The sequence below is a fragment of the Streptomyces sp. NPDC005303 genome (genome assembly GCF_040607335.1).
Lineage (GTDB): Bacteria > Actinomycetota > Actinomycetes > Streptomycetales > Streptomycetaceae > Streptomyces.
Genome location: NZ_JBEXGM010000027.1, coordinates 39,195 through 64,645, shown reverse-complemented (window position 1 = coordinate 64,645; position 25,451 = coordinate 39,195). Strand labels below are relative to the sequence as shown.

Annotated in this window: 28 protein-coding genes; 14 read left to right on the top strand and 14 right to left on the bottom strand. The window is 71.1% G+C overall.

Annotated features, from left to right (window positions below; genetic code table 11):
- Nucleotides 1–107 precede the first annotated feature (107 nt).
- Entirely contained in the window at nt 108–1,406 is a 1,299-nt protein-coding gene (locus tag ABZT93_RS30205) for an MFS transporter (protein WP_356110684.1), read from the top strand.
- Here the strand turns inward: ABZT93_RS30205 and ABZT93_RS30200 are convergent.
- Complete coding sequence (locus tag ABZT93_RS30200; protein WP_356110682.1) at nt 1,368–2,213, bottom strand: fused MFS/spermidine synthase; 846 nt, start codon at nt 2,211–2,213, stop codon at nt 1,368–1,370. The genes ABZT93_RS30205 and ABZT93_RS30200 overlap by 39 nt on opposite strands.
- A 99-nt stretch (nt 2,214–2,312) precedes the next feature.
- The gene (gene tuf / locus ABZT93_RS30195; RefSeq protein ID WP_031059312.1) at nt 2,313–3,482 is read right to left on the bottom strand and encodes an elongation factor Tu; all 1,170 of its coding nucleotides are present in this window, start codon (nt 3,480–3,482) and stop codon (nt 2,313–2,315) included.
- A 327-nt stretch (nt 3,483–3,809) separates the two neighbouring features.
- On the opposite strand from tuf, the gene ABZT93_RS30190 reads away from it, so the two are divergent.
- On the top strand, nt 3,810–4,577 hold the full coding sequence (locus ABZT93_RS30190) for a TVP38/TMEM64 family protein (RefSeq protein ID WP_356110680.1): 768 nt from the start codon (nt 3,810–3,812) through the stop codon (nt 4,575–4,577).
- 44 nt (nt 4,578–4,621) lie between these two features.
- Here ABZT93_RS30190 and ABZT93_RS30185 read toward each other — a convergent pair whose 3' ends face one another.
- A complete protein-coding gene (locus ABZT93_RS30185; RefSeq protein WP_356110678.1) occupies nt 4,622–5,791 on the bottom strand; it encodes a thiolase family protein in 1,170 nt (389 codons plus the stop codon).
- 104 nt (nt 5,792–5,895) lie between these two features.
- Between ABZT93_RS30185 and ABZT93_RS30180 the strand changes: the two genes are divergently transcribed.
- From ABZT93_RS30180 to lnt, 6 genes are all read left to right on the top strand, one after another.
- The gene (locus ABZT93_RS30180) at nt 5,896–6,366 is read left to right on the top strand and encodes a helix-turn-helix domain-containing protein (RefSeq protein WP_356110676.1); all 471 of its coding nucleotides are present in this window, start codon (nt 5,896–5,898) and stop codon (nt 6,364–6,366) included.
- Nucleotides 6,367–6,489: 123 nt separating this feature from the next.
- On the top strand, nt 6,490–7,365 hold the full coding sequence (locus ABZT93_RS30175) for an undecaprenyl-diphosphate phosphatase (protein ID WP_356110674.1): 876 nt from the start codon (nt 6,490–6,492) through the stop codon (nt 7,363–7,365).
- 319 nt (nt 7,366–7,684) lie between these two features.
- Nucleotides 7,685–7,864, top strand: a complete 180-nt coding sequence (locus ABZT93_RS30170) for a hypothetical protein (RefSeq protein ID WP_356110672.1) — start codon at nt 7,685–7,687, stop codon at nt 7,862–7,864.
- Between the two features lie 43 nt (nt 7,865–7,907).
- Nucleotides 7,908–9,095 (top strand): FAD-dependent monooxygenase, encoded by a 1,188-nt coding sequence (locus tag ABZT93_RS30165; protein WP_356110671.1) that lies wholly within the window; start codon nt 7,908–7,910, stop codon nt 9,093–9,095.
- Between the two features lie 88 nt (nt 9,096–9,183).
- Nucleotides 9,184–9,666: a nuclear transport factor 2 family protein gene (locus tag ABZT93_RS30160; RefSeq protein ID WP_356110670.1), complete on the top strand. Its 483-nt coding sequence runs from the start codon at nt 9,184–9,186 to the stop codon at nt 9,664–9,666.
- Between the two features lie 64 nt (nt 9,667–9,730).
- Nucleotides 9,731–11,299, top strand: coding sequence for an apolipoprotein N-acyltransferase (lnt, locus tag ABZT93_RS30155; RefSeq protein ID WP_356110668.1), 1,569 nt, complete (start codon nt 9,731–9,733; stop codon nt 11,297–11,299).
- Here lnt and ABZT93_RS30150 read toward each other — a convergent pair.
- Complete coding sequence (locus tag ABZT93_RS30150) at nt 11,223–12,128, bottom strand: Gfo/Idh/MocA family oxidoreductase (RefSeq protein WP_356110666.1); 906 nt, start codon at nt 12,126–12,128, stop codon at nt 11,223–11,225. The genes lnt and ABZT93_RS30150 overlap by 77 nt on opposite strands.
- 121 nt (nt 12,129–12,249) lie before the next feature.
- On the opposite strand from ABZT93_RS30150, the gene ABZT93_RS30145 reads away from it, so the two are divergent.
- On the top strand, nt 12,250–12,762 hold the full coding sequence (locus ABZT93_RS30145) for a DinB family protein (RefSeq protein WP_356110664.1): 513 nt from the start codon (nt 12,250–12,252) through the stop codon (nt 12,760–12,762).
- Nucleotides 12,763–12,913: 151 nt separating this feature from the next.
- The gene (locus ABZT93_RS30140) at nt 12,914–13,426 is read left to right on the top strand and encodes a hypothetical protein (RefSeq protein ID WP_356110662.1); all 513 of its coding nucleotides are present in this window, start codon (nt 12,914–12,916) and stop codon (nt 13,424–13,426) included.
- Nucleotides 13,427–13,438: 12 nt separating this feature from the next.
- Here ABZT93_RS30140 and ABZT93_RS30135 read toward each other — a convergent pair whose 3' ends face one another.
- The 7 genes from ABZT93_RS30135 to ABZT93_RS30105 all read right to left on the bottom strand — a co-directional run bounded on the left by ABZT93_RS30135 (nt 13,439) and on the right by ABZT93_RS30105 (nt 19,722).
- A complete protein-coding gene (locus tag ABZT93_RS30135) occupies nt 13,439–13,957 on the bottom strand; it encodes a hypothetical protein (RefSeq protein WP_356110660.1) in 519 nt (172 codons plus the stop codon).
- 337 nt (nt 13,958–14,294) lie between these two features.
- Nucleotides 14,295–14,978: a uracil-DNA glycosylase gene (locus ABZT93_RS30130; RefSeq protein WP_356110658.1), complete on the bottom strand. Its 684-nt coding sequence runs from the start codon at nt 14,976–14,978 to the stop codon at nt 14,295–14,297.
- Between the two features lie 68 nt (nt 14,979–15,046).
- The gene (locus ABZT93_RS30125) at nt 15,047–16,627 is read right to left on the bottom strand and encodes an ABC transporter substrate-binding protein (RefSeq protein WP_356110656.1); all 1,581 of its coding nucleotides are present in this window, start codon (nt 16,625–16,627) and stop codon (nt 15,047–15,049) included.
- Between the two features lie 192 nt (nt 16,628–16,819).
- Complete coding sequence (locus ABZT93_RS30120; protein WP_356110655.1) at nt 16,820–17,584, bottom strand: SDR family oxidoreductase; 765 nt, start codon at nt 17,582–17,584, stop codon at nt 16,820–16,822.
- Nucleotides 17,585–17,596: 12 nt separating this feature from the next.
- A complete protein-coding gene (gene fabG / locus ABZT93_RS30115; RefSeq protein ID WP_356110652.1) occupies nt 17,597–18,358 on the bottom strand; it encodes a 3-oxoacyl-ACP reductase FabG in 762 nt (253 codons plus the stop codon).
- Between the two features lie 153 nt (nt 18,359–18,511).
- Complete coding sequence (locus tag ABZT93_RS30110) at nt 18,512–18,961, bottom strand: DUF3037 domain-containing protein (protein WP_356110650.1); 450 nt, start codon at nt 18,959–18,961, stop codon at nt 18,512–18,514.
- The gene (locus ABZT93_RS30105) at nt 18,958–19,722 is read right to left on the bottom strand and encodes a HipA family kinase (RefSeq protein WP_356110648.1); all 765 of its coding nucleotides are present in this window, start codon (nt 19,720–19,722) and stop codon (nt 18,958–18,960) included. The genes ABZT93_RS30110 and ABZT93_RS30105 overlap by 4 nt, the downstream gene beginning before the upstream one ends.
- An 89-nt stretch (nt 19,723–19,811) precedes the next feature.
- On the opposite strand from ABZT93_RS30105, the gene ABZT93_RS30100 reads away from it, so the two are divergent.
- Nucleotides 19,812–20,258: a Rieske (2Fe-2S) protein gene (locus ABZT93_RS30100; protein WP_356110646.1), complete on the top strand. Its 447-nt coding sequence runs from the start codon at nt 19,812–19,814 to the stop codon at nt 20,256–20,258.
- Nucleotides 20,259–20,262: 4 nt separating this feature from the next.
- Here the strand turns inward: ABZT93_RS30100 and ABZT93_RS30095 are convergent, their stop codons facing one another.
- Nucleotides 20,263–20,904: a cysteine hydrolase gene (locus tag ABZT93_RS30095; protein ID WP_356110644.1), complete on the bottom strand. Its 642-nt coding sequence runs from the start codon at nt 20,902–20,904 to the stop codon at nt 20,263–20,265.
- Between the two features lie 138 nt (nt 20,905–21,042).
- On the opposite strand from ABZT93_RS30095, the gene ABZT93_RS30090 reads away from it, so the two are divergent.
- Complete coding sequence (locus tag ABZT93_RS30090; protein ID WP_356110643.1) at nt 21,043–21,510, top strand: pyridoxamine 5'-phosphate oxidase family protein; 468 nt, start codon at nt 21,043–21,045, stop codon at nt 21,508–21,510.
- A gap of 92 nt (nt 21,511–21,602) precedes the next feature.
- Here ABZT93_RS30090 and ABZT93_RS30085 read toward each other — a convergent pair whose 3' ends face one another.
- Nucleotides 21,603–22,505, bottom strand: coding sequence for a LysR substrate-binding domain-containing protein (locus tag ABZT93_RS30085; RefSeq protein ID WP_356110641.1), 903 nt, complete (start codon nt 22,503–22,505; stop codon nt 21,603–21,605).
- Between the two features lie 226 nt (nt 22,506–22,731).
- Nucleotides 22,732–24,063 carry an aminotransferase class I/II-fold pyridoxal phosphate-dependent enzyme gene (locus ABZT93_RS30080; protein WP_356110639.1) on the bottom strand — a complete coding sequence of 444 codons (1,332 nt, stop codon included), beginning with the start codon at nt 24,061–24,063 and terminating at the stop codon, nt 22,732–22,734.
- Between the two features lie 35 nt (nt 24,064–24,098).
- Here ABZT93_RS30080 and ABZT93_RS30075 point away from each other — a divergent pair, with 35 nt between their 5' ends.
- Together ABZT93_RS30075 and ABZT93_RS30070 are read left to right on the top strand one after the other, a co-directional pair.
- Complete coding sequence (locus ABZT93_RS30075; protein WP_356110637.1) at nt 24,099–24,782, top strand: pyridoxamine 5'-phosphate oxidase family protein; 684 nt, start codon at nt 24,099–24,101, stop codon at nt 24,780–24,782.
- The gene (locus ABZT93_RS30070) at nt 24,782–25,414 is read left to right on the top strand and encodes an FMN-binding negative transcriptional regulator (RefSeq protein ID WP_356110635.1); all 633 of its coding nucleotides are present in this window, start codon (nt 24,782–24,784) and stop codon (nt 25,412–25,414) included. The genes ABZT93_RS30075 and ABZT93_RS30070 overlap by 1 nt, the downstream gene beginning before the upstream one ends.
- The last annotated feature ends 37 nt before the right edge of the window (nt 25,415–25,451 follow it).

Genomic DNA, 25,451 nt, shown 5'->3' with positions numbered 1-25,451 from the left:
CAGTGATCGGCGTCTCCTTGCCGCACACGCCGACCCGGACGGGCGGGCTCCCGATCTGGCCTGCAAACGGTTTGGCAAGGCGCCACCCGGGCGGCGATAGTCAGCCGGTGCCCCCCTCCGCCGACACCTCCCGCGCCCGCCGACCCGCCTGGGCGAGCCGCAACTACGGCCTGCTGACCGCCGCCGCGTTCGTGACCAACCTCGGCAGCAACGGCGCCCTGATCGCCGCCGCGTTCGCCGTGCTGGAGGCGGGCGGTGACAGCGGCGACGTGGGCCTGGTGGCCGCCGCCCGCACCCTCCCGCTGGTGGTGTTCCTGCTGATCGGCGGCGCCGTGGCGGACCGCCTGCCCCGGCATCGCGTGATGGTCGCGGCCAACACCCTCAACTGTCTCTCCCAGGGCGCGTTCGCCGTCCTCGGCCTGACCGGCGAGCCCAGGCTGTGGCAGATGATGCTGCTGACCGCCCTCGGCGGAACAGGCCACGCGTTCTTCAGCCCGGCCGCCGAGGGCATGCTGCTGTCCTCGGTGAGCGGCGAACAGGCAGGGCGGGCCTTCGCGGTGTTCCGGATGGCGATGCAGGGCGCCGCACTGGGCGGTGCCGCCCTCGGCGGTGCGTTGGTAGCCGCGGTGGGACCGGGCTGGGTGCTCGCGGCCGACGCCGTCGCGTTCGCGGTCGCCGGTTCGCTGCGTTCCTTCCTCGACGTCAGTCACATTCCGGCCCGCGAACCGGGTGCCGGCATGCTCGCCGACCTCCGCGACGGCTGGCGGGAGGTCGCGGGCAGGCCGTGGCTGTGGGGCATCGTCGTCCAGTTCTCCGTGGCCAACGCGGTCCTGGGCGCCGCCGACGCTGTCTACGGCCCGCTCGTCGCCCGGGACCACCTGGGCGGAGCGGGCCCCTGGGGCGTGGCTCTCGGCTTCTTCGGCGCGGGCACGGTCGTCGGCGCCCTCCTCATGACCCGCTGGAAACCGCGCCGGCTGCTGTTCGTGGGCATCCTCTGCGTGTTCCCGATGGCCCTGCCGTCCGCCGCACTCGCGGTACCGGTCTCGGTGCCCCTCCTGTGCACGGCGATGTTCGTGGCCGGCGCGACCGTCGAGGTGTTCGGCGTCTCCTGGATGACCGCCCTGCACCAGGAGATACCGGAGGACAAGCTCTCCCGGGTCTCGGCCTACGACTGGTTCGGCTCGGTCGCCCTCATGCCGCTCGCGGCGGCGGTGGCCGGTCCCGCCGAGTCGGCGTTCGGACGCTCCGCGGCCCTGTGGGGCTGCTCGGGCCTGATCGCGGCCGTCACGGCGGCCGTCCTGTGCGTACCGGACGTCCGCAACCTGCGCCGGAGCACCAAGCAGGTGACCCAGGTCGCCGCGACCGGGTCAGCCGATGCCGAACGCCCCGTCGGGGGGCTCGGGTGACGCCACGGCCTCGGTGTCCCGCACCGGCCGCGCCGTACCGATGAACTTACGCAGCCCGGCGCCGTGTTCGACCCGGGCGGGAAAGGCGTCGGCCGCCGTACGCCGGGCCAGGGCCGCCGTGTCGAGAGGCTGACGCGCGGCGACGAGCACCGCGTTCCCGAACCGCCGCCCGCGCAGCACACCGGGCTCCGCGATCAGCACCAGCTCCTCGAACATCTCGGCGAAGTTGGCGAGTTGGGACCGTAGAAAGGCGAAGGGTGCCCCGTCGGCGAGGTTCGCGAGATAGACACCGTCGCCCCTGAGCACGCGCGCGGCCTCTCGGGCGTACTCCAAGGACGTGAGATGCGCGGGAACCCGGGACCCCCCGAAGACATCGGCGACCACCACATCGGCGGAGTCGGCCGGAGCCTTTTCCAGCCACTCCCGCGCATCAGCCGCGTGCAACGCGATCCCAGCCCCGTCGGCCATCGGCAACTGCTCGACGACCAGCTCCAACAGCGCCCGGTCGGCTTCGACGACGTCCTGCCGCGACCCCGGCCGGGAAGCGGCCAGATACCGCGGCAGTGTCAGAGCACCCCCACCGAGGTGTACGGCGTCCAGCGCCCGTCCCGGCTCCCCGACGCAGTCCAGGACGTGCCCGAGCCGCCGCGCGTACTCGAACTCCAGATGCGTCGGCTCGTCCAGATCGACGTACGACTGCGGAGCCCCGTCCACGGTCAGCAACCAGGCCCGCTCCCGATCCACGTCAGGCATCAGCTTGGCGAACCCGTGATCGACGGTACGGGCGACGGGCAGGGACTCGGTCATCCTGTCATTGTGCCTGGGCGAGAGCGCCCCGTCGGGGGCGCGGGGAACTGCGCGACCAGCCACAACCGGCCCGCACTCCCCCACACACCGCAACCACCCTCACACGACGGCAGTCACAGTCCCCGCCCCCACAGTCCGCCCACCCTCACGAATGGCGAACCCGAGCCCGGCCTCAAGCGGCACGTCCCGACCCAGCTCCACGGTCATGACGACCCGCTCGCCCGGCCGGGCGACAGCAACCTCACCGAGGTCGACGTCCCCCACGACATCCGCCGTACGGATGTAGAACTGCGGCCGGTACCCGGTGGAGACGGGCGTCGTACGCCCGCCCTCCCGCGCCGAGAGCACATACACCTGCGCGGTGAAGCGACGGCTGGGCACCACGCTGCCGGGCGCGGCCACGACATGACCCCGCCGGACGGCGTCCCGTGGGACACCCCGCAGCAGCAAGGCCACGTTGTCCCCGGCCTGCGCCTCCTCCATCGGCTTGCCGAAGGTCTCGACGCCGGTCACCACCGTCTCCACGGCGGCGCCGAGCACGTCGACCCGGTCGCCGACCCGCACGGTGCCCCGCTCGACCGCGCCCGTCACCACGGTCCCGCGACCGGTGATGGTCAGCACGTTCTCCACGGGCATCAGGAACGGCGCGTCCAGATAGCGCTCGGGGATGGGCACGTAGGTGTCCACCGCGTCGAGCAGCGCCTCGATCGACGCCGTCCAGCGCGGGTCGCCCTCCAGCGCCTTGAGCCCCGAGACCCGTACGACGGGCACGGCGTCGCCGCCGTAGCCGTGCGCGGTGAGCAGCTCGCGGACCTCCAGCTCGACGAGCTCGACCAGTTCCTCGTCGGCCGCGTCCGCCTTGTTGAGGGCGACCACCACGTGGTCGACGCCCACCTGCCGCGCGAGCAGCACGTGTTCGGCGGTCTGCGGCATGATCCCGTCGAGCGCGGAGACGACGAGGATCGCCCCGTCGAGCTGCGCGGCCCCGGTGACCATGTTCTTGACGTAGTCGGCGTGGCCCGGCATGTCCACGTGCGCGTAGTGCCGGGTGTCGGTCTCGTACTCGACGTGCGCGATGTTGATGGTGATCCCGCGCGCGGCCTCCTCCGGGGCGCGGTCGATGCGGTCGAACGGCACGAACGTGCCGCTCCCGCGCTCGGAGAGGACCTTGGTGATGGCGGCTGTCAGGGTGGTCTTGCCGTGGTCGACGTGACCCATCGTGCCGATGTTCAGGTGCGGCTTGGTGCGCACGTAAGCGGTTTTGGACATGGCTGAACCTCGAAGCCTCTTCGTGTTCGCGGAAGTACGGGACCCCGAGGACTCGCCGACCCTCCCCCTGCGGGGTCCGCCGGACGATCCGGGAAGGGTCAGCTTCGGGCGCCGTCTGCGGCGGCCAGGAAGACGGGAACGGCAGCCTTCGGCGCATCCGCGACTGCGGATGCTGCGAGAGCGAAGGCGTACCGGAACATGACGCAGATCATGTCCGACGCGTCGTCCCACGTCGAACGGTTTTTTGTCACCGCCCGTCGCCGCCCGCCCGCACAACCGACGGCATCCGTACGGCGCTCACACCTCCGCGTCGGTTACCGTCACTGGATGCTCGATGCCACCACCCGCTCTGGGGGCACCGCCACGGCCACTCCCCCGGCCATCGCCACGGAGTTCGCTCTCCCCGTCCCCGCTCCGGTGGGTCTCACCGCCCGCTGCACGAGAGTGCTGCTGTCACCGTGGTCCCGGCTCGCCCTGCTTGTCGTGTTGCTCGCGGGCGCCGCGTCCACGGTCCTGCTCTTCGAGCCACAGAGACTGCTCTCGGACGGCTGGCCGCCCCAGCTCGGCGGGTTCGCGGCCGCGGTCGTGTTCGGGGTGGCGTACGGGCTGTGCACGGTGGCCTTCGTGCCCCGGCCGCTGCTGAATCTCGGCGCCGGCGCGCTCTTCGGGTCGCAGCTCGGGCTCGCGTCCGCCCTGGCCGGCACGGTGCTCGGGGCCGGGATCGCCTTCGGCCTGGGCCGGATGCTCGGTCAGGACGCGCTGCGGCCGCTGCTGCGGGGGCGGTGGCTGAAGGCGGCGGACGGGCAGTTGAGCCGGCACGGGTTCCGCTCGATGCTGGCGGCCCGGTTGTTCCCCGGCGTGCCGTTCTGGGCGGCGAACTACTGCGCCGCGGTCTCCCGTATGGGGTACATGCCGTTCCTCGTCGCGACGGCGCTCGGGTCGATCCCGAACACCGCCGCGTACGTCGTCGCCGGGGCGCGGGCTTCAGCGCCCACGTCGCCGGCGTTCCTGATCGCCATGGCCGCGATCGCCCTGCCGGGATTGGCGGGGGTGGTCGTGGCATGGCGCAAGCGGCATCAACTGCGACGCCGTTGAGCACCTGACCGCCTGTGGCCGGGCGCGACCCGAGCGGGCACTCGTCACACCCTCTCCAGGATCATCGCGTTGGCCAGTCCTCCGGCCTCGCACATGGTCTGCAGGGCGTAACGGGCCCCGCGTTCGCGCATCGCGTGCACCAACGTCGTCGTCAGACGGGTGCCGCTGGCGCCCAGGGGGTGGCCGATCGCGATCGCGCCGCCGTGGACGTTGACCTTGGAGGGATCCGCGCCTGTCTCCTGCTGCCAGCCCAGGACCACGCTGGAGAACGCCTCGTTGACCTCGAAGAGATCGATGTCGTCGAGGGTCAGGTGGGCCCGGCGCAGGACCTGCTCCGTGGCCGGGATGACGCCGGTGAGCATGAGGATCGGGTCGGAGCCGGTGACGGCGAAGCTGTGCAGGCGGGCCAGGGGGCGCAGGCCCAGGCGTTCGGCGGTCTCGCTCGACATGATGAGGACGGCCGAGGCGCCGTCGTTGATCGGGCTGGCGTTGCCCGCCGTGACGTTCCACTCGATCTGGGGGAAGCGTTCGGCGAAGTTCGGGTCGTAGTAGGCGGGCTTGAGGCCGGCGAGGATCTCGGGGGTGCTGCCCGGGCGGACGCACTCGTCGCGCGAGAGGCCCTCCAGCGGAGCGACCTCGGCGTCGAACAGGCCCTTCTCCCAGGCCGCCGCGGCCTTCTGGTGCGAGGAGACGGCGAACGCGTCCATCTGCTCGCGGCTGATCGACCACTTGGCGGCGATGAGTTCGGCGCTGATGCCCTGCGGGACCAGGCCCTCCTCGTAGCGTGCGGCCACGCCGGGACCGAAGGGGTCCTTGCCCTCGGGGACGTTCGACCACATCGGCACGCGGCTCATGGACTCCACCCCGCAGGCGACGACTACGTCGTACGCGCCCGCGATCACGCCCTGCGCGGCGAAGTGCACGGCCTGCTGGGAGGAACCGCACTGGCGGTCCACGGTGGTCGCCGGGACCGTCTCCGGGAAGCCGGCCGACAGGGCCGCGTAACGGGTGGTGTTCATGGCCTGCTCGCCGACCTGGTCGACGGTTCCGCCGATGACGTCGTCGATGAGCGCCGGGTCGACCCCCGAGCGCTCCACGAGGGTGCGGAGGGTGTGGGCGAGGAGTTCGACGGGGTGCACGTGCGCGAGGGCGCCGTTGGGCTTGCCCTTGCCTATGGGGGTGCGTACGGCTTCGACGATGACTGCGTCACGCATGGTGCGGTCCTCCATGAATGCGGGCGATTACCAGTGAGTAGGGAATCCAAACTCACCATAGTTCGATGAGTTTGAAAATCCAACCCTCTACTAGACTGGGCTGCATGGCCGCCACCAAAGACCCGCGCCCCTGCTCCATCGCCGACGCCCTGACGCTCGTCGGTGAGAAGTACTCGCTCCTCGTGTTGCGGGAGGTCTGCCTGGGCAACAACCGCTTCGACCAGCTCGTGCGCAACATCGGGGCCCCACGCGACATCCTGGCCACCCGGCTGCGCCGGCTGGTCGACGCCGGGATCCTCACCAAGCGCGCCTACAGCGAGCGGCCGCAGCGCTTCGAGTACCGGCCCACGCAGGCGGGGCTCGAACTGGAACCCGTACTGCTGACCCTCATGGCCTGGGGCGACCGGCACGTGCGAGGGGACGACGACCGGCCCATGGTCGTCGAGCACGGCTGCGGCAACGAACTGCTGCCCGTGGTCACCTGCACCGCCTGCGGCGACACGGTCCGCCACGAGGACCTGACAGCTCACCCGCAGTCCCCCGGCTGGACGGTGACCGGACCGACGGCGGCCTGACCGCCCCTGTGGCCGCGCTGTCACCGCGGGGCGTTACGCTGCCCTCGCACCCCGATCACCGCGCCCGGTGATGCGGCGCGCCCGACTCCCGTCACACGACCAGCACTTGGACGCCGTAACTTCATGTCTTGGTTCGAATCACTCATCCTCGGACTCGTCCAGGGGCTGACCGAGTTCCTTCCCGTCTCCTCCAGCGCGCATCTGCGCCTGACCGCGGCCTTCTCGGGCTGGAAGGACCCCGGGGCGGCCTTCACCGCGATCACCCAGATCGGCACCGAGGCCGCCGTGCTGATCTACTTCCGCAAGGACATCGGGCGGATCGTCTCGACGTGGACCCGTTCTCTCGGCAACAAGGAACTGCGCCGCGATCACGACGCCCAGATGGGCTGGCTGGTGATCGTCGGCTCGATCCCGATCGGCGTGCTGGGGCTGCTGTTCAAGGACCAGATCGAGGGGCCGTTCCGCGATCTGCGCATCACCGCCACGATGCTGATCGTCGTCGGCATCGTCATAGGCGTCGCCGACCGTCTGGCGGCACGCGACGAGAGCGGCGGGCGCCATCGCGCACCCAAGCAGCGCAAGGGACTTGAGGATCTCGGCGTCAAGGACGGCCTGATCTTCGGCCTGTGCCAGTCCATGGCCCTGGTCCCCGGCGTCTCCCGCTCCGGCGCCACCATCAGCGGCGGCCTCTTCATGGGCTACCAGCGCGAGTCGGCGGCCCGTTACTCCTTCCTCCTCGCCGTCCCGGCCGTACTCGCCTCCGGTCTCTTCGAGCTGAAGGACGCGCTGGAGAGCGATCACGTCTCCTGGGGCCCCACGATCTTCGCCACGGTGATCGCCTTCGTCGTCGGTTACGCCGTGATCGCGTGGTTCATGAAGTTCATCTCGACCAAGAGCTTCATGCCCTTCGTCTGGTATCGCATCGCCCTGGGCATCGTCATCATCGCCCTGGTCACGATGGGCGTCCTGAGCCCGCACGCGGCGGAGTCGGCGGGCTGACACACGGGATCCGCCGGCCGAGGACCGCACTGCCGTGGCGCAGGTGTGGCCCCCGGCACGGTGGCCCTGCCGGACCGCGCGGTGTCCGGCGAGCCGGACGGTGAGATCGGCTTCCTCGACCCCGACGACGTGTACGACGGATGCTGCGCCCCGCCGCGACTGGTCGCTCCCCCGCCGTCGCCCGCGGCCTCGGCCGGTGTGCGGTCGTCCGGTGCGGCCCCGCAACAGGGCGCCCGACCCGAAATCCGTGACCCATCACATACGTTGTGCGTAGCCGTCCGGTAGCGCACTGTCAGTGCTTGCGCCTAGGCTTGTGCGCATGTCCCCCGATTCCGTGACCCGTGGTTCCGTGCGGTCTGCTGCCGAGGTGAACGAGCAGATCCGGGCGCTCTGGATGCGCGCAGGCGGCACGCTGTCGTCACAGGAGCGCGCGGAGTACGAGCTGCTGGTGGTCGAATGGGCGGCCGCGATCCGCAGCGACGTCATCAGGGCGGCCTGAGCCTAGCCCGAAAAAGGCGCATTCCTCGAAGTGGAGTCATGCCATGAGAGCGATCGTCGTGGGCGCGGGCATCGGAGGGCTGACCGCGACGCTGAGCCTGCGCCGGGCCGGCCATGAGGTGACCCTCGTGGAACAGTCGCGGCGGCTCTCCGAGATCGGCGCCGGCATCCAGCTCGCCCCCAACGCGACCCGCGTACTGCGCCGTCTGGATCTGCTCGACGCCGTCGCGGAACAGGCCACGCGCCCGGCCCACATGAGTTTCCGTACCTGGTCCGACGGCTCCGAGATCTGTCGCTATGTGATCGGCCGCGAGGCGGAGGAGGAGTTCGGGGCACCGTACCTGCAGGTCCACCGCGCCGATCTCCAACGGGCCCTGGCCGCCGCCGTACCGCCCGACTCGCTGCGGCCGGCCACCGCCGTCGTGGGGATCGACCAGGACGACAAGGCGGCCCACGTGACCACGGCGAGCGGTGAACGCCTGGACGCCGACCTCGTCGTGGCCGCCGACGGCATCCGCTCCCCCGCCCGCCAGTGGCTTTTCGGCGCGGACGACGCGGTGTTCTCGCACACCGCCGCCTACCGGGCCCTGCTCCCCGCCGCCGAGGTCGCGGACCTGGACCTCCCGGAGTACGCCGGCTGGCTCGGCCCCGGCCGCCACGTCGTCCACTACTGGCTGCGCCGCGGCGAACTCCTCAACGTCGTGGCTGTGTTCGTGACGGACCGGTCGGCCCAGGAGTCGTGGACCGCGCAGGCGGAACCCGGCGAGCAGTTGCGCACCTTCGCCGGCTGGGACCCCCGGCTGCTGACCGTCCTCGACCGCGCGGGCCAGGTCTTCCGCTACGGCATCCACACACGGGCCCCGCTCCCCCGCTGGAACGTCGGCCGGGTCACGCTGCTCGGGGACAGCGCGCACGCGATGGTGCCCTTCCAGGCCCAGGGCGCGGCCCAGGCGATCATGGACGCGGCCGTCCTCGGCGACTGCCTCACCGGCACGGCACCGGACGAGGTGCCCGACGCGCTGGACCGGTACGTCCGCCGGCGGGCCCCGGCGGCCACGACCGTGCAGGCGAGCTCCGCCCGCGCCGGCGACGACTACCACCTGCCGGACGGTCCCGAGGCCGACGCCCGCAACGCCCGTATGGTCGCCCTCGCGGCCGAGAACAGGTTCGGCCCGCACTCGGCCGCCTGGCCGGTCGACGTCCTGACCGACGGAGAACCATCCGCCCACTGATCACCCGCGGCCGTCGCCCAGCCTCCGGCCCTCCGAATGTCCCCGCACGCCCCTTGGCTCGGCCCGCCCCATGCCCAACACTGAGCCGATGACGCAGCGTGTGGAGCTCGCGACCGTGATGGACCGGCTGACCGTGGACGCACTCGTCACCGACTACGCCGTGGCCGTGGACGACGGCGACTGGGAGGCGTACCTAGGACTGTTCACCTCCGACGGGCGGGCCGACTACCGCTCGGCGGGCGGGGTCGAGGGGGACGCGCGGCAGGTCGCGGCGTGGCTCGCGGAGAGCCTGACGCTGTTCTCGATGCGGCAGCACCTCATCGTCAACCGCCGCGTCCGGTTCGGCACCCTGGACCAGGACACCGGCGACACGGCCCGTGTCCAGGCCGACTACATCAACCCCATGCGCCTCTCCGACGACTCCCCCTCCACCGCCCCCGACTTCGTCTGCGGCGGCCGCTACGCGTTCACCCTGCTGCGCACGGACGACGGCTGGAGGTTGCACGAGGTCGTCGTGCGGGAGAAGTGGCGGCGTCTGCCGGACCCCCGGCCCACTCCTGTGATCAACTGAGCGGACACCCTCGGGTGGTCAACCACACGCACACTGGTCACCCGTACGGGGTAGGAGGCGGCGTATGAACCTGTTCGGCCACTGGCTCGCCTCCCCGTGGCGGCGCTCGACCGTCGCCGTGCTGGCAGGCGCCCTCCCCGTCCTGGCGTTCCCCGCACCGTCCCTGTGGTGGTTCGCCTATGTCGCCCTCGTCCCCTGGATCGCGCTGATCCGCTCGGCTCCCACGGCGAAACGGGCGGCGTACGACGGCTGGGCCGGCGGCTTCGGGTTCATGGTGGGGATGCACCACTGGCTGCTGCCGAGCCTGAGCGTGTTCATCTTCGTCATCGGCGCCCTGCTCGGCGCGCTGTGGGCCCCGTGGGGCGCGCTGGTACGGCACTTCCTGGCCGGGACGGCCGGGACGCCCTCGCGCGGCCGGATCGCCGCCGCCCTCGCCGTACTGCCGTCGGGCTGGCTCGGCATCGAGCTCGTCCGCTCCTGGCAGGGGCTCGGCGGCCCGTGGGGCGTGCTCGGCTCCAGTCAGTGGGAGGTCGAACCGGCGCTGCGGCTGGCCTCCGTCGGCGGGGTGGGGCTGATCAGCTTCCTGATCGTGGCCGTCAACGTGGCGGTCGCCGTGCTGGTCACGGTCCGTGAGTCCCGGGTCCCCGCGGTGGCGGGCCTGGTCGCCGGCGCCGCCGTGACCTCGGCGGCCTGGATGTGGTCCCCGCGTCCCGACACGGGAGGCAGCACCCGGATCGCCGTCGTCCAGCCAGGTGTCATCGACGGCCCCGACCGGCGCTTCGCCCGCGAGGAGCAGCTGACCCGCGACCTCGCAGGGCAGCACGTCGACCTGATCGTGTGGGGCGAGAGCAGTGTCGGTTTCGACCTCGGGGACCGGCCCGACCTGGCGAAGCGGATCGCCGCGCTCTCCGCGGAGACCGACGCCGACATCCTCGTCAACGTGGACGCCCGCCGCTCCGACAAGCCCGGCATCTACAAGAGTTCGGTCCTGGTCGGCCCCGACGGGCTCACCGGCGACCGCTACGACAAGATGCGCCTGGTCCCCTTCGGCGAGTACATCCCGGCGCGCTCGCTGCTCGGCTGGGCCACCTCGGTCGGCAAGGCGGCGGCCGAGAACCGCAGGCACGGCTCCGAGCAGGTCGTGATGAACGTCGGCCACGGGCTGAAGGTCGGCCCGATGGTGTGCTTCGAGTCGGCGTTCCCCGACATGAGCCGTCATCTCGCAGAGGACGGCGCCCAGTTGCTGATCGCCCAGTCGGCGACCTCGTCCTTCCAGAACAGCTGGGCCCCCGAGCAGCACGCGTCGCTGGCCGCCCTGCGCGCCGCCGAGTCGGGACGCCCGATGGTGCACTCGACGCTGACCGGCGTCTCCGCCGTCTACGACGCGAGCGGACAGCGCGTCGGACAGTGGGTCGGCACCGACGCCAGCACCTCGCGCGTGTACGACGTACCGCTGGCGACCGGGACGACGCCGTATGTCCGCTTCGGAGACTGGCCGGTGCACGCGGCCCTGCTGGTCCTCGCCGTGTGGTGCACCGGCCGGCTGGGCAGGCGGTTCAGGCGGTCCGCTCCTGAACCGCTCGTACCACCCGCTCGCACAGCTCATGGGTCGCCAGCGCGTCCCGGGCGCTGAGCACCTTTCCCGCGCGCACGGCGTCGAGGAAGGCGAGCACCGCCTGCTCGATGCCGCGCTGCCGGGCCACCGGCACCCAGTCGCCGCGCCGCCGCACGGTGGGCTGGCCCTTGTGGTCGACGACCTCGGCGAGATTGAGGACCTGCCGCTTGGTGTCCTGTCCTGACACCTCCAGGATCTCCTCGGCCGAGCCGCTGAGCCGGTTCATGACGCCGAGCGCGGTGAAGCCGTCCCCGGCGAGCTGGAGCACGACGTGGTGCAGCAGGCCGTCCTCCACGCGCGCGCGTACCGTCACGTCGTCGACCGGCCCCGGCACCAGGAACCGCAGGGTGTCGACGACGTGGATGAAGTCGTCGAGGATCATCACGCGGGGCTCCTCCGGGAGCCCGATCCGGTTCTTCTGCATGAGGATGAGCTCGCGCGGGTGCTCGGCGCACTGCGCGTACCCGGGGGCGAACCGCCGGTTGAAGCCGACGGCCAGACTCACGTTCCGCTGTTCGGCGAGCTCCACCAGCCGTTCGGAGTCGGCAAGTTCGTAGGCGAGCGGCTTGTCGACGTAGGTCGGGACGCCCGCCTCCAGCAGCCGCGCCACGATCTCGGGGTGCGCGGTCGTCGGCGCGTGCACGAAGGCGGCGTCGAGGTCCTGGGCGAGCAGGGAGCCGAGGTCGCGGTGACGCTGTCCCTCGGGAAGGCGGAGACCGTCGGCGACCCGGGCCAGCGTCGCCGGTGTGCGCGTCTGCACGTGCAGTTCGACGTCGGGCAGGCCGCCGAGCACCGGCAGATACGCCTTCTGCGCGATATCACCGAGTCCGATGCAGCCGACCTTCACGTGGACTCCTCAGGTTGTCCGGGCAGGGCCCTGCCGGAAGCATACGGCGGCCACGGCGGGCTTCCGGTCGGCGACCGGGAATTCGCTGGTGGTCAGGGGCGGGGTGGGCCAGGATGCGAGCATGACGACGCAGCGCGCCGAACCCTCGACCACCGCCGACGAACGCAGCATGCTGGAGGGCTGGCTGGACTACCACCGGCAGACCCTCGCCCTGAAATGCGAGGGCCTGACCGACGCCCAGCTCAGGACCGCCTCGGTGGAGCCGTCCGCACTCTCCCTCATGGGCCTGGTGCGGCACATGGCGGAGGTGGAGCGCAGCTGGTTCCGCCGGGTCCTGGCCGACGACGACGCCGGGCCGATCTACTACAGCGAGGCCGACCCGGACGGCGAGTTCCGTCTCACCGAGGCCGACACCTGGCAGGAGGCGTACGGCACCTGGCAGGCCGAGATCGACAGGAGCCGGGAGAACGCGGCCCGCTTCGGCCTGGACGACACCACCGTGGGCAAGCACCGCCGGACCGGAGAGCGGTTCAACCTGCGCTGGCTCTACACCCACATGATCGAGGAGTACGCCCGCCACAACGGCCATGCCGACCTGATCCGCGAGCGCATCGACGGCGCCACCGGCGACTGACGTCAGCACCGGCAGGCATGAGCACGCCGTACGGGGACGGAGATCACCCGTGCGGGGCAACCTCCGCCCGTCCGCTGTCGCCGAGGTCGCCCGAACCAGCAGAGTGACGCGGGTGCATCGAACCACGACTACCGCAACGCTCCTGGTCACCGTGGCTGTCTCGGCCCTCACCGGCTGTGTGACGGTCCAGCGTCCACCCGTCTCAGGGCTGCCGACGACGGCACCGTCGCAGCTGCCGGGACCGGGGGACGCCCGTCCGGAGGGTCAGGCGGAGCCGCAGATCGTGCAGGCCCCCGCCCAGGAGGCGCTGTCCATGATCAAACCGTCCCCCTCCGCGAAGCCGGGCGGAACCGTGCCCCGTGACAGGGCACCTGGGAGCGCGGCGGCCCCCGCGCGGCCGCAGGACCGACAGCCGGCACACGCGCATCCGGCGCACCCGGAACACTCCGCGCGCCGGGCACATCCGCAGCCGCGGCACCCGGACGACCCGCACCACCGGCAGCCGCGCGTAGAGATCCCGGACGTGGCCGAGTCGGTCCCCCGGTCCGTTTCCAAGTCCGTTCCCAAGGGAGCGAAGGACGTCTGCGCGCTGGGCAGGAAATACGGTCGCTGGCAGGAGGGCAGCCCTCAGTCGGTCATCTGCGACCAGACCTACGGGCGTTGAGGCCCGCGGGTCTCAGGGCCGCTGCCGCGGCGGCGACCACCGTCCGTCACCGGATCCCCCTTCGCCGAGACGCGACTCCAGCCTGCTGATCGCCGCCCGCACACCGTCGCTGTAGCTGTCCTCCCCCAGGGCGTCCGCCGCCCTTCGAGCCTGGCGCAGATGAGTGCGGGCGGCGTCCGCGCGGGCGAGCCGCACATAGTCGGCGGCCAGGTTGAGGTGCAGCGTGGGATACAGGGCGCGCACGGCGAGCGCGTCCTCGTGCCGGGCCGGCCGGTCGTGGGCGAGCTCCTCGGCGGCGGTCAACGCCCGGAGGTCCCAGGCGAGTTCGTCGCAGGGATCGTCCTGGGCGTCGGCCATGTAGTGCGCCAGGGTGCAGCGGTGCAAGGGGTCGCCGTCCTCGCCGATCTCCGCCCACAGGGCCAGGAAGCGGTGGCGGGCCTCCTCGCGGTCCCCCGCGTGACACAGCATGACGACCTGCCCGATCCGTGTCATCACGGCATCCGGCGCCGTCTGCTCCTGTCGCTCCGTCAAAGCGTCCTCCGGGCCTTCGTCGGCTTTCGTCGCTGTCCCCCCGACGCTAGGGCCTGTCCGACGGATCATGTCGGCGGCGCGTGGCCGGGTACGCCCATCTGCGGCACCGCCGTCGGGTGCCGGCTCCGCCACACCGGGCTGCGTTGGTGGGGGGACGGGGGACTCCGGTCGCGTCGCCGGCACTCCGCCGCACGGCTGCCCCACCATCCCCCCGCGCAGCACAGCGCACAGGGCCCGGGAGCCGGTTCGCCCCTCTGGAAGTACCGTGGCCCCCGCCTCCGTCACCCCGGTCGGGCGGGACCGGGCCGGTCGGTGCGGCACCGGCCCGGAGGAGAGGTCAGCCGAGGTTCGGGATGGTCCAGTCGATGGGGTCGTGGCCCTGCTGGGCGACCGCCTCGTTGATCTGCGTGAACGGGCGGGAGCCGAAGAACTTCTTCGCCGACAGCGGGGAGGGGTGCGCGCCCTTGACCACCACGTGCCGGCTCTCGTCGATCAGGGGGAGCTTCTTCTGCGCGTAGTTGCCCCACAGCACGAAGACCGCCGGGTCGGGCCGCTCGGCCACCGCGCGGATCACCGCGTCGGTGAACTTCTCCCAGCCCTTGCCCTTGTGCGAGTTGGCCTCTCCGGAGCGGACCGTGAGTACCGCGTTGAGCAGCAGGACGCCCTGCTGGGCCCACGGCATGAGGTAGCCGTTGTCCGGGATCTCCAGGCCCAGCTCCTCCTTCATCTCCTTGTAGATGTTCCGCAGGGAGGGCGGGGTCTTCACACCGGGGCGGACCGAGAAGCACAGGCCATGTCCCTGGCCCTCGCCGTGGTACGGGTCCTGACCGAGGATCAGGACCTTCACCTGGTCGTACGGCGTCGCGTCGAGGGCTGCGAAGACCTCCTCGCGGGGCGGGTAGACGGGGCCCTTCGCCCGCTCGTCCTCGACGAACTCCGTCAGCTCCTTGAAGTAGGGCTGCTGCAGCTCGTCGCCCAGAACCCCGCGCCAGGACTCGGGCAGCATGGCGGTGTCGGTCACGTCAATTCCTCACGATGTGCGGTCACTTGCAGACTTCAGAACCTACAGGCGGCCACTGACAATCGCTGCTACCAGCTGGTCTTCCAGTACAGCTCCCACATCGTCATCATGGTCGCCGGGTCGATGACCTTCTCGAGACCGGCGATCTCCTCGTTCGCGGCCACGTACTGCTTGCCCTGCCACAGCGGCACCAGCCGTGCGTCGTTCACGAAGACCTGCTGGGCTTCCTCGATCTGGGGCCCCACGGCCCCGCGGTCGCTCTCCGCGCGCGACTCCGGCAGCAGTTTGCCGGTGATCTCGGGGGCGTCGTAAGGGGTGCCGAGGGCGTTCTGTTTGCCCACGAACGGCGCGATGAAGTTGTCGGCGTCGTGGAAGTCGGGGAACCAGCCGCGCCCGAACACCGGGTACTCACCCTTCTGGTAACCCTCGACGTAGGTCTTCCACGGGCGGCTCTTGAGGGTGATCGTGAACAGGCCGGAGGCCTCCAGCTGCTTCTTCAGCTCCTGGAAGGCGGGCTTGGTCGTGGAACCGTAGCGGTCGCTGGTGTACCAGAGGGTCAGCGGGACGCGCTCGGTGATCCCCGCTTCGGTGAGGTACTTCTTGGCCTTGGCCACGCTGGGGTCGCCGAAGTCGTCGAAGAAGCTCGTGGTGTGGCCGGTCAGTCCGGCGGGGACCATGGAGTACAGCGGCTCGACGGTGTCCTTGTAGACGTAGTGCACGAGCGCCGGGCGGTCCACGATCTGGGCGACGGCCTTGCGGACCGCGGGCTTCGCGGACCACGGGTCGCGGGGGTTGAACACCAGGTAGCTGATCTCGGTGGTGGGGTTCTCGATGAGCTGGAGCCCCTCCTTCTGCTGGTTGACCTCGATGTCCACGGTGTCGGAGGCGCCGAGTCCGCGGTAGACGACCGAGATCTCCTTGTCCTTGAGGGCCTTGACCATCTCGTCCGACTGCTTGAAGTAGCGGATGGTGACGGCCTGGTTCTTGAGGTCCGCTATGCCCTTGTAGTTGTCGTTGCGGACGAGCTCGGCCTTCTCGCCCTCCTGGAAGGAGTCGAGGCTGTAGGGCCCGGAGCCGCTGATCTTCCCGTCCTTGCGGATGGCGGTCGCGGAGTACTCCTCGGGGTCCACGATCGACATGGCCGGTGTGGTGAGCACCAGGGGGAAGGTGGCGTCGGGCTGGCTGAGGTGGAAGACGACCTCGCGGTCGCCCTTCGTCTGCACCCGCGACAGCGTTCCCAGCAGGCCCGCGGGACCGCCGTTGACGTTGATCTTCTTGATCCGGTCGAACGAGTACTTGACTGCCTTGGCGTCCAGGGTGTGCCCGTTGGAGAACTTCAGGCCTTCGCGCAGCGTGCAGCTGTACACCGTGCTCGACGAGTCCGTGAACTCACAGTGCTCGGCGGCGTCGGGCTCGGGGTCGGACACACCGGGGGAGTAGTTCAGGAGCGTCTGGTAGACGTTGCGGAACAGCTCCCAGGAGTTGTCCCAGGAGGCCGCGGGGTCCAGCGTGGCCGGGGCGCTGGTGGTCCCCACGACGATCGACTTCCCGCTGTCGGAGGAGTCCGAGGAGAACACGCCACATCCGGCCACCGTGGATATGGACACGAGCGCCGCGAGAGGCGGCAGGTATCGGTTCCGCTTGAACACGCGCTTGCTCCTCGAGATGCCGTGCCGAGAGTCGGCAAAACATACCGCAGCGCCACGCACACTCAACCGGTTCGTCCACAGGCAGCTTGATCATCTCACCGGTGATGACCCTGTGATGACGATGTGAGGCTTTTGTGCGTCGACACGGGCGCCGTCGATGTCAACGAAGCGCCCGTGCCGAGGCGACGAGGGTCAGCCCACGCCTGCGTTGAGGAAGATGCCGCCGTCCACGACGAGCGTCTGGCCGGTGACCCAGTCGGACTGCGAGGAGGTGAGGAAGGCCGCGGCACCGCCGATGTCGGAGGGCACCCCGAGCCGGGCCAGCGGGTAGGACGCGGCGGCCTCCGCCTCCCGACCCTCGTACAGGGCCTGCGCGAACTTGGTCTTGACCACGGCCGGTGCGATCGCGTTGACCCGCACCCCCGGTGCGAACTCGTGCGCGAGCTGCTGGGTGAGGTTGATCATCGCGGCCTTGCTGACGCCGTAGGCGGCGATGAAGGGCGAGGGCGCGATGCCCGCGACGGAGGCGATGTTGACGATCGCGCCGCCGTTGTCCTTCTGCCAGGCGTGCCAGCTCTTCTGCGCGAAGCCGAGCGCGGAGATCACGTTGGTCTCGAAGACCTTGCGCGCCACGTTCAGGTCGAGGTCGGCGATGGGCCCGAACACCGGGTTGGTACCGGCGTTGTTGATCAGGTAGTCGACGCGGCCGAAGGCGTCCATGGCGCGCTCGACGGCGACCCTCTGGTGCTCCTCGTCGTGCGCCTTGCCGGCGACGTAGACGGCGCGCTCGGCGCCGAGCTGCTCGACGGCCTCCTTGAGCGCGTCCTCGGTGCGGCCGGTGATGACCACCCGGTCACCGCGCGCGACGAGCGCCTCGGCGACGCCGTAGCCGATGCCGCGGCTGGCGCCCGTGATGAGCGCGACCTTGCCCGAAGGCTCGGGAAGTTGCGAAGTCATGGTCCCGTTCCCCTAGTCGAGTGGTCCGCCGGCGACGTACAGCACCTGGCCGGAGACGAATCCGGCCGCCTCGCCGGTGAAGAAGGCGATGGCGTTGGCGACGTCCTCGGGCTCGCCCACGCGCGCGACCGGGATCTGGGTGGCGGCCGCGGCCTTGAACTCGTCGAAGCCCATACCGACGCGCTCGGCGGTCGCGGCGGTCATGTCGGTGGCGATGAAGCCGGGGGCGACGGCGTTGGCGGTGATGCCGAACTTGCCGAGCTCGAAGGCGAGGGTCTTGGTGAAGCCCTGGAGACCGGCCTTGGCGGCGGAGTAGTTGGCCTGGCCGCGGTTGCCGAGCGCCGAGGACGAGGACAGGTTGACGATCCGGCCGAAGCCCGCGTCCACCATGTGCTTCTGGACGGCCTTGGTCACCAGGAACGAGCCCTTGAGGTGCACGTTCAGGACGGTGTCCCAGTCCGACACGCTCATTTTGAACAGGAGGTTGTCGCGGAGCACGCCCGCGTTGTTCACGAGGATCGTCGGCGCGCCGAGCTCCTCGGCCACGCGCGCGATCGCGGCCTGCACCTGCGCCTCGTCGGAGACGTCCGCGCCGACCGCGATCGCCCGGCCGCCGGCCGCGGTGATCTTCTCCACGGTGTCCTTGCAGGCGGCCTCGTCGAGATCGATCACGGCGACCGCGCGGCCCTCGGCCGCCAGTCGTACGGCGGTGGCGGCGCCGATGCCGCGCGCGGCGCCCGTGACCACGGCCACCCGCTGCTCAGTGCTGGACATTGCTGGTTCTCCTCGCCCTTGAGAAATCGCCCTGGGAAATCGACCTGAGAAAGTACGGCCCGTCTGGTGAGCGACCGCTTAGTACCTTCAGTAGACGTGACGCTAGAAGCCATGGCACGCGGTGTCAACGTCACACGAGCCGGGTGTGATCCATTACCTGACCAGCAGGTCGAGCAGACGCTCCGGTTCGGTGGCCGGATCAGTGGTGAGCCCGGTGTGCACGGGGCCCGGCTGGACGACGGTGGAGCGGGGCGCGATCAGCCAGCGGAAGCGCTGTCCGGCGTCGTCACGCGCGGCCTGCCCGGCCGCCTCACCCCCCGCGCAGACCCCTTCGACGGCCTGGAGCACGGCCCGCACACCGGCCACGTCCGCGTCCGGGTCGAGCGCCCGCAGCCGGGCCTCGTCCAGGTGGGTGCGCACCCCGACGTAGGCCTTGGCACGGCAGTACACGAGCACCCCGGCGTTGATGGACTCCCCGCGCTCGATCCGGGGCACGACCCGGAGCAGGGCGTACTCGAAGACGTCCCGTTCGCTGCTCCGGCCGCCCCTGATGATGTGGCGCTCGACCACGCTGCCGGCCATGTGGATGTGGCGCTCGCTCACTTGTCCCCCTCGATGCCGGTGATGTGTTCGTGGACCGCGGCGGCCCGCAGGAGCAGGGGCCGGGCGTACGCCCTTCTCAGTTCGTCCGGGGTGCCGAAGCCGGGCTCGTCCGCCAGCCAGGCGTCCGGGATCTCGGCGGTGACCTCGGCGAGCAGGTCCTCGGTTACCCGGGGGGCCAGTTCGGCGGCGGCGGTGGCGAGATCCGGCGCGAAGGGCTTCAGGACGTGGTCCGAGGCGTCGTAGGGACGGGCGGCGGACTTCTCGGCGCCGGGCCAGTTGTGCTGCCAGATCATGGTCGCGCCGTGGTCGATGAGCCACACCTCGCGCTGCCACCACAACAGGTTGGGATTGCGCCAGGAGCGGTCGACGTTGTTGACCAGCGCGTCGAACCAGACGATCCGGCCGGCCTCCTCGGGGCTCACCGGGAAGGCGAGCGGGTCGAAGCCGAGCGCTCCGGAGAGGAAGTCCATGCCGAGGTTCGTGCCGCCGCTGGACTTGAGAAGCCCCTGCACCCGCTCGTCGGGCTCGCCGAGCCCCAGGTCCGGGTCCAGGTCCAGCGTCAGGAGCCGCGGCACCCGGAAGCCGAGCCGGCGGGCGAGTTCCCCGGCCACCACCTCGGCGACCAGCGTCTTGCGGCCCTGGCCCGCGCCGGTGAACTTGATGACGTACGTCCCATGGTCGTCGGCCTCGACGAGCCCCGGCAGCGAGCCGCCCTCACGCAGGGGCGTGATGTAGCGGGTCGCGATGGCTTCCTTGAGCATCGCCCCAGGTTACTGGGGGGTGTCTGAACAACCGGCACTCCGGGGCCGTACCTCTGGGCAGTTCACATTCCGTGGAAGGGGACGTCAGCATGGCCAGCGAATCGATTCATCCCGCATCGGCCCCCAGTCGCCGGGTCGTCGTGGCGGCGGTCGGCGCGGCGGGGCTCGCCCTCACCTTGAACGCGTGCGGGTCCGAGGACGACCCCTCTCCGGCCGCGTCGGACGCGGCCGGAGCCGGGGCAGGGGCCGGCAGTGCGCTCGCCAAGACCTCGGACATCCCCGAGGGCGGCGGCAAGATCTTCAAGGACTCGGGCGTGGTGGTCACCCAGCCCACGGCGGGCCAGTTCAAGGCGTTCTCGTCGAAGTGCACGCACCAGGGGTGCGCGGTGTCGGGGATCACCGACGGGGTCATCACCTGTCCGTGCCACAAGAGCGAGTTCTCGGTGGCCGACGGCAGCGTGAAGAAGGGTCCTGCGACCCAGCCGCTTCCCGAGGAGAAGATCACCGTCAGCGGTGACTCGATCTCGCTCGCATGAGATGTCATCCGCGGCGGGACCGCTGGAGACAGGCGAGCACCTCCTCGGTGGTCGCGAGGGTGGCGACGAGGGCCAGCGTGTGACGGATCATCGCCGAGGTGTAGTCGGAGGGCACCCCGGCGACGGCGTCCGTCACCACCACGGCGTGGTAGCCGCGGTTCACGGCGTCGAAGACGGCGTTGGGCACCGCCACGTTGGCGGAGACCCCGGTCGCAATCAGGGTGCGGCAGCCGAGGTTGCGCAGCAGCGCGTCCACCTCGGTGCCCTGGATCGGCGACAGGCCGTGCAGCCGTCGTACGACGAAGTCCTCCTCGCTCACCTCGATCGGGGCCGCCACCCTTACCGCGGTTGTGCCGGAGAGTTGCTGGACGGGCAGGCGTTCGGCGGCGCTGAAGAGGCGGGCGTTGCGGTTCGCTCCGCGCCCGTCCGGACGGCGTTCGGCGATCGCGTGGATCACCTGTACCCCGCTGTCGCGCGCGACGGCGACAAGTCGGGCGATGTTGGCGAGAGCGCCCGAGGCCCGTGCCGCGCGGGCGAGTTCGGGCAGGGCGCTCTCCGGTCCGACGACGCCCTGCTGGCACTCGACGGTGAGGAGGACGGTGGTTGCGGGATCGAGCAGTTCGCTGAGTCGTTCGTACGACGGCACGGTTCCCCCTCGTCGCCGGTGGTCCGGAGCCGGTGACAGTAGCCACCATTGCGTGGAGACGGAAGACGACCCATCCTTTTCTGACGTGATGTCAGAGGATCTCTCCTCTGACACGACGTGAGAGAAAGAGGGGGACGCATGACCGTCACTCAGCGCCGGGGCCGGAAGATCATGATGACGCCGGGCGAACTGGACGAGTTCCTCACCAGTCAGCGCACCTGCCGGGTCGCCACGGTCTCCGCCGACGGCGCTCCGCATGTGAGCACGCTGTGGTTCGCCTGGGACGGCACCTCGATGTGGCTGTACTCAGTCGTGCGCAGCAAGCGCTGGACGGACCTGCGCCGCGATCCGCGGGTCGCGATCGTGGTCGACACGGGCGAGGAGTACGACGAACTGCGCGGCGTCGAGCTGTCCGGCGCCGTGGACTTCGTGGGCGAGGCCCCGCGCACCGGCGAGCTCCGCGCCGAACTCGACGTCCCCGAGACGCTGTTCGCCCGCAAGAACTTCCGTCTTGAGGAGATGCCGCACGACGGACGGCACGCGTGGATACGGCTGACCCCGGAGAAGATCGTCTCCTGGGACTTCCGCAAGCTGGGCTCGGCGTAGGCCTGCCCGGCGGACGACGCCGACCGCGGGGGACAGCGCCGCACCGGACGCCCTGACGCGTGCTCGTTGCCTCGCACCGCACGAGCCCAGGCTCAAACGGCCTTCGTCGCCGCTGACTTGAGCGCCTCGACCGCCGCCCGGATCGACGGGCGGCGGTCGGCGTCCGCGCGCCACACGGCGTAGATGTGCCGCCTGACCGACTGCCGTACGGGCACGGTCCGCACGCCCTCCGGGATCGGCCCGCGTCCGAGCCGGGGTGCCACGCACACGCCGAGTCCGGCGCCGACCAGGGCGAGTTGGGTCGGATGCTCCTCCGCGCGGTGTGCGACGCGCGGTTCGATGCCCTTGGAGCGCAGGGTGTGCATCAGCCACTCGTCACAGAACTCGTTCTCGCCCCAGGTGACCCAGTCGTCTTCGGCGAAGTCCTCCAGGTCGACCTCGCTGCGGTGCGCGTGGCGGTGGGTCGCGGGCATCGCCACGTCGGCCGTGTCGTCGACGATCGAGGCCTTCACCAGCCCCTCGGGCATGGGCAGCGGCTTGTTGTACCAGTCCAGGACGACCGCGAGGTCGAAGTCCCCGCGGATCACGGCGAGGACCGCGGCCTCCGGCTCCATCTCGCGCGAGCCGATCCGCAGGCCCGGATGCGCCGAACGCAGTCCGGCGATCGCGACCGGGAACAGCCCACGCGCCGCCGTCGGGAACGCGGCGAGCCGCAACTCCCCCACCACCTGACCGCGTTGGGCCTCCAGGTCGGACTGGGCGAGTTCGACCTGGGACAGGATGCGCGCCGCGTGGTCGGCGAGCAGGCGGCCGGCGTCGGTGAGCCGCACTCCCCGGCCGTTCTTGGCGAGGAGCTGCTGGCCGACCTCGCGCTCCAGCTTGGACATCTGCTGCGAGACGGCCGAGGTCGTGATGTGCAGACCCGCGGCGGCGCCGCTGACCGAGCCGTGCCGGGCGAGGGCGTCGAGGGTGCGCAGGCGCTCCAGGTTCAACATGTAAGCAATTCTACGAGGTATTTCGCTCTAATACTCGCTTGCGCTACGAGATCACGTGCCGGATCGTGGTCGGCATGACCACCGCGACCGCCATCGCCACGGAAGCCCCGGTTCGGGCCTCCCGGCCGCAGCCGCAACCTCGACGCCACCCCCGCGACCTGCTGCACGGCCCGCGCCCTGCTCGACCGGCGCCCGCGGCCTCCCCCGAAGGCGACTCACCTCGCCCTCACACGTAATTGCGGGCCGACGCCGGACCCGAAGTCCTGGCGATCGCGTCCGCCAGGAGCGCCGCCTCCTCTGCCGTCATGGTCGCCACCGTCACCCGGATCCCCTGCGGAGCGCCCATCCTGAAGCGGGCGCCCGGGGCCACGGCCCAGCCCGCGTGCAGCAGACGGGACACCGCCGCCGTCTCGTCCGGGACCGGGATCCACACGTTGAGACCGCTGCGGCCGTGGGCCTCGACTCCGCGTTCCGCCAGCGCGTCGATCAGACGGTCGCGGCGCTCACGATAGGCGGCCGCCACCCTCGTGGTGTCGAGCACACCGTCCCCCCACAGGTGCACCACCGCCCGTTGGGTGATGCGGCTGACCCAGCCGGGGCCCAGGCGGTGGCGGCCGTGGACGCGGTCGACGGTGACCTCGTCGCCGGTGAGGACGGCGAGGCGCAGATCGGGGCCGTAGGCCTTGGCCACCGAGCGGACGAAGGCCCAGTGGCGGGTGACTCCGGCCAGGGGGTGCAGGGGGAGGTCGACGATGCCGTGACCGTGGTCGTCCTCGACGAGGAGGATGTCCGGGTGCCGCTCGAGGACCTCGCGGAGGGCACGCGCACGCGTGGCGGTCACCGAGGCGCCGGTCGGGTTCTGGGCCCGGTCGGTGACGATCAGGGCTCGGGCGCCCGATTCCAGGGCCCGGCGCACGTCTTCGGCGCGCGGCCCCTCGTCGTCGACGCCGACCGGGACGGTACGCAGGCCCAGCGCCGGGACCAGGTCGAGGAGGCTGCCCCAGCCGGGGTCCTCCACCGCGACCGTGTCACCCGGCTTGAGGTGGGCGGCCAGGACGCGCTCGATCACGTCGAGGGATCCGGAGGCGACGGCGAGAGGGCCGTCCGGGACGCCGTCCGCGTCGAGCGCCTTTCGCGCCAGGCGCGCCAGGTCCGGGTCCACGGTCGCCTGTCCGTACAGGACCGGCTCACGGTCGCCCTGTGCGGCGGCCTTCGCGAAGGCCGGCGCCAGCGGGGGCAGCAGAGCGGGGTCCGGGTTGCCGTTCGCGACGTTCCGCACGCCTTCCGGAACCTCCACCCCGATGTACTCGCGCCCCGTGGTCGCCGGCTTCGACCTGACCCGGCTGCCCCTGCGCCCGGCGGTCTCGATGACCCCACGCTCACGCAGGGTGCGGTACGCGGCCGCGACCGTATTGGGATTCACGCCCAGCTCGGTCGCCAACTCCCTCATGGGAGGCAGCAGTTGGCCGGATCGCAGCTCTCCGGTACCCACCGCGCGCTCGACGCTCGCCGCAATCTCCGCTGCGCGCCGCCCCTCGATCCGATATTCTCCTAGCACAAAGCAGATTATGCACTAGTTCAATGGAGACAGCAATGCAGGGGACCGCCGCGACCACACCGGAGCCGCCCGCCTACGCGCCGACCGACCGCACCGTCCCGACGCGCTCCCCCGGCCGGGCCTCGTACGACAGGGAACTGGTGCACTCGATACTCGACGAGGGGTACGTCTGCCACCTCGGCTTCGTCCGGGACGGTGCCCCGGTGGTGCTGCCCACGCTGTACGGCCGGGTGGGCGAGCGTCTGTACGTCCACGGCTCGACCGGTTCGCGCCCGCTGCGGATGACCGGCGAGGCCGACCCCGGGCTGCCGGTGTGTCTGACGGTCACGCATGTCGACGCGCTGATCCTGGCCCGCTCGGCCTTCCACCACTCGATCAACTACCGGTCGGTGGTGGTGCACGGACTCGCGTACGACGTCACGGACCCCGAGGAGAAGCGCCTCGCCCTCGACGCGCTGGTCGACCACGTGGTTCCCGGGCGGGCTCGCGACTCCCGTCCCGCCAACAAGAAGGAACTGGCCGCCACCGCCGTCATCCGCCTCGACCTCGACGAGGTCTCCGCCAAGCTCCGCACCGGCGGTGTCAACGACGAGCCCGAGGACCTCGCCCTCCCCCACTGGGCCGGCGTGCTCCCGCTGCGCAAGGGCTACGGCACCCCGGTCGCCGACGACGACCTGCTCCCCGGCACCGACGTCCCGGACTATCTGGCGGTGCTGTGATGCTGATCCACCCCTGGGACGCGGCCCGTGACGACGCCGAGTGGCAACAGTGGCTCGCCGTCCACGACTTCGGGCAGCTCGCCGTCAACGGCCCTGCGGGCGAGCCGCCGTTCGTGCAGCCGCTGCACTTCGTCTACGACCCCGCGCGGGGCGAGGCCCTCACCCACCTCGCGCGGCCCAACCCGCTGTGGGGTGCGCTGGAGGCGAGTCCGGACTGTCTGCTGAGCGTCGTCGACGACTACGCGTACGTCCCGGGCCCGTGGCAGGCCGACCCGGACGGCCCGTCCGAGCACGGCACGCCCACGAGTTTCTACGCGGCGGTCCAACTGCGTTGCCGGGCCCACGTGGTGGACGACGCTGCCGAGAAGTCCGTGCTGCTGAACCAGCAGGTCGGCCACTTCCAGCCGGAGGGCGGCTCCGCGCGGGTGGCCCTGGGTGAGGCGCCGTACGGGCGGATGCTGTCGGGGATCCGCGGGCTGCGGCTCGAAGTGACCGGTGTGCGGGCGAAGTTCAAGTACGCCGGCAAGCGGACCGCGGAGGTGCGGGACCGGATCGCGGACAGGCTGGCGGACCGGGACGGACCCGGGGACGCGGCGGCACGCGAGCACCTGCTGCGGCGGCAGCGCGCCTGAGCCCAGGGGCCCTTCACGGAGAAGGGCCCCTCAGCCC

Bases quoted from the DNA above. Each gene is read 5' to 3' on its own strand.
- ABZT93_RS30200 (WP_356110682.1), bottom strand. From the start codon at position 2,213: ATGACCGAGTCCCTGCCCGTCGCCCGTACCGTCGATCACGGGTTCGCC.
- tuf (WP_031059312.1), bottom strand. From the start codon at position 3,482: ATGTCCAAAACCGCTTACGTGCGCACCAAGCCGCACCTGAACATCGGC.
- ABZT93_RS30190 (WP_356110680.1), top strand. From the start codon at position 3,810: ATGCTCGATGCCACCACCCGCTCTGGGGGCACCGCCACGGCCACTCCC.
- ABZT93_RS30185 (WP_356110678.1), bottom strand. From the start codon at position 5,791: ATGCGTGACGCAGTCATCGTCGAAGCCGTACGCACCCCCATAGGCAAG.
- ABZT93_RS30180 (WP_356110676.1), top strand. From the start codon at position 5,896: ATGGCCGCCACCAAAGACCCGCGCCCCTGCTCCATCGCCGACGCCCTG.
- ABZT93_RS30175 (WP_356110674.1), top strand. From the start codon at position 6,490: ATGTCTTGGTTCGAATCACTCATCCTCGGACTCGTCCAGGGGCTGACC.
- ABZT93_RS30170 (WP_356110672.1), top strand. From the start codon at position 7,685: ATGTCCCCCGATTCCGTGACCCGTGGTTCCGTGCGGTCTGCTGCCGAG.
- ABZT93_RS30165 (WP_356110671.1), top strand. From the start codon at position 7,908: ATGAGAGCGATCGTCGTGGGCGCGGGCATCGGAGGGCTGACCGCGACG.
- ABZT93_RS30160 (WP_356110670.1), top strand. From the start codon at position 9,184: ATGACGCAGCGTGTGGAGCTCGCGACCGTGATGGACCGGCTGACCGTG.
- lnt (WP_356110668.1), top strand. From the start codon at position 9,731: ATGAACCTGTTCGGCCACTGGCTCGCCTCCCCGTGGCGGCGCTCGACC.
- ABZT93_RS30145 (WP_356110664.1), top strand. From the start codon at position 12,250: ATGACGACGCAGCGCGCCGAACCCTCGACCACCGCCGACGAACGCAGC.
- ABZT93_RS30120 (WP_356110655.1), bottom strand. From the start codon at position 17,584: ATGACTTCGCAACTTCCCGAGCCTTCGGGCAAGGTCGCGCTCATCACG.
- fabG (WP_356110652.1), bottom strand. From the start codon at position 18,358: ATGTCCAGCACTGAGCAGCGGGTGGCCGTGGTCACGGGCGCCGCGCGC.
- ABZT93_RS30105 (WP_356110648.1), bottom strand. From the start codon at position 19,722: ATGCTCAAGGAAGCCATCGCGACCCGCTACATCACGCCCCTGCGTGAG.
- ABZT93_RS30100 (WP_356110646.1), top strand. From the start codon at position 19,812: ATGGCCAGCGAATCGATTCATCCCGCATCGGCCCCCAGTCGCCGGGTC.
- ABZT93_RS30090 (WP_356110643.1), top strand. From the start codon at position 21,043: ATGACCGTCACTCAGCGCCGGGGCCGGAAGATCATGATGACGCCGGGC.
- ABZT93_RS30085 (WP_356110641.1), bottom strand. From the start codon at position 22,505: ATGTTGAACCTGGAGCGCCTGCGCACCCTCGACGCCCTCGCCCGGCAC.
- ABZT93_RS30075 (WP_356110637.1), top strand. From the start codon at position 24,099: ATGCAGGGGACCGCCGCGACCACACCGGAGCCGCCCGCCTACGCGCCG.
- ABZT93_RS30070 (WP_356110635.1), top strand. From the start codon at position 24,782: ATGCTGATCCACCCCTGGGACGCGGCCCGTGACGACGCCGAGTGGCAA.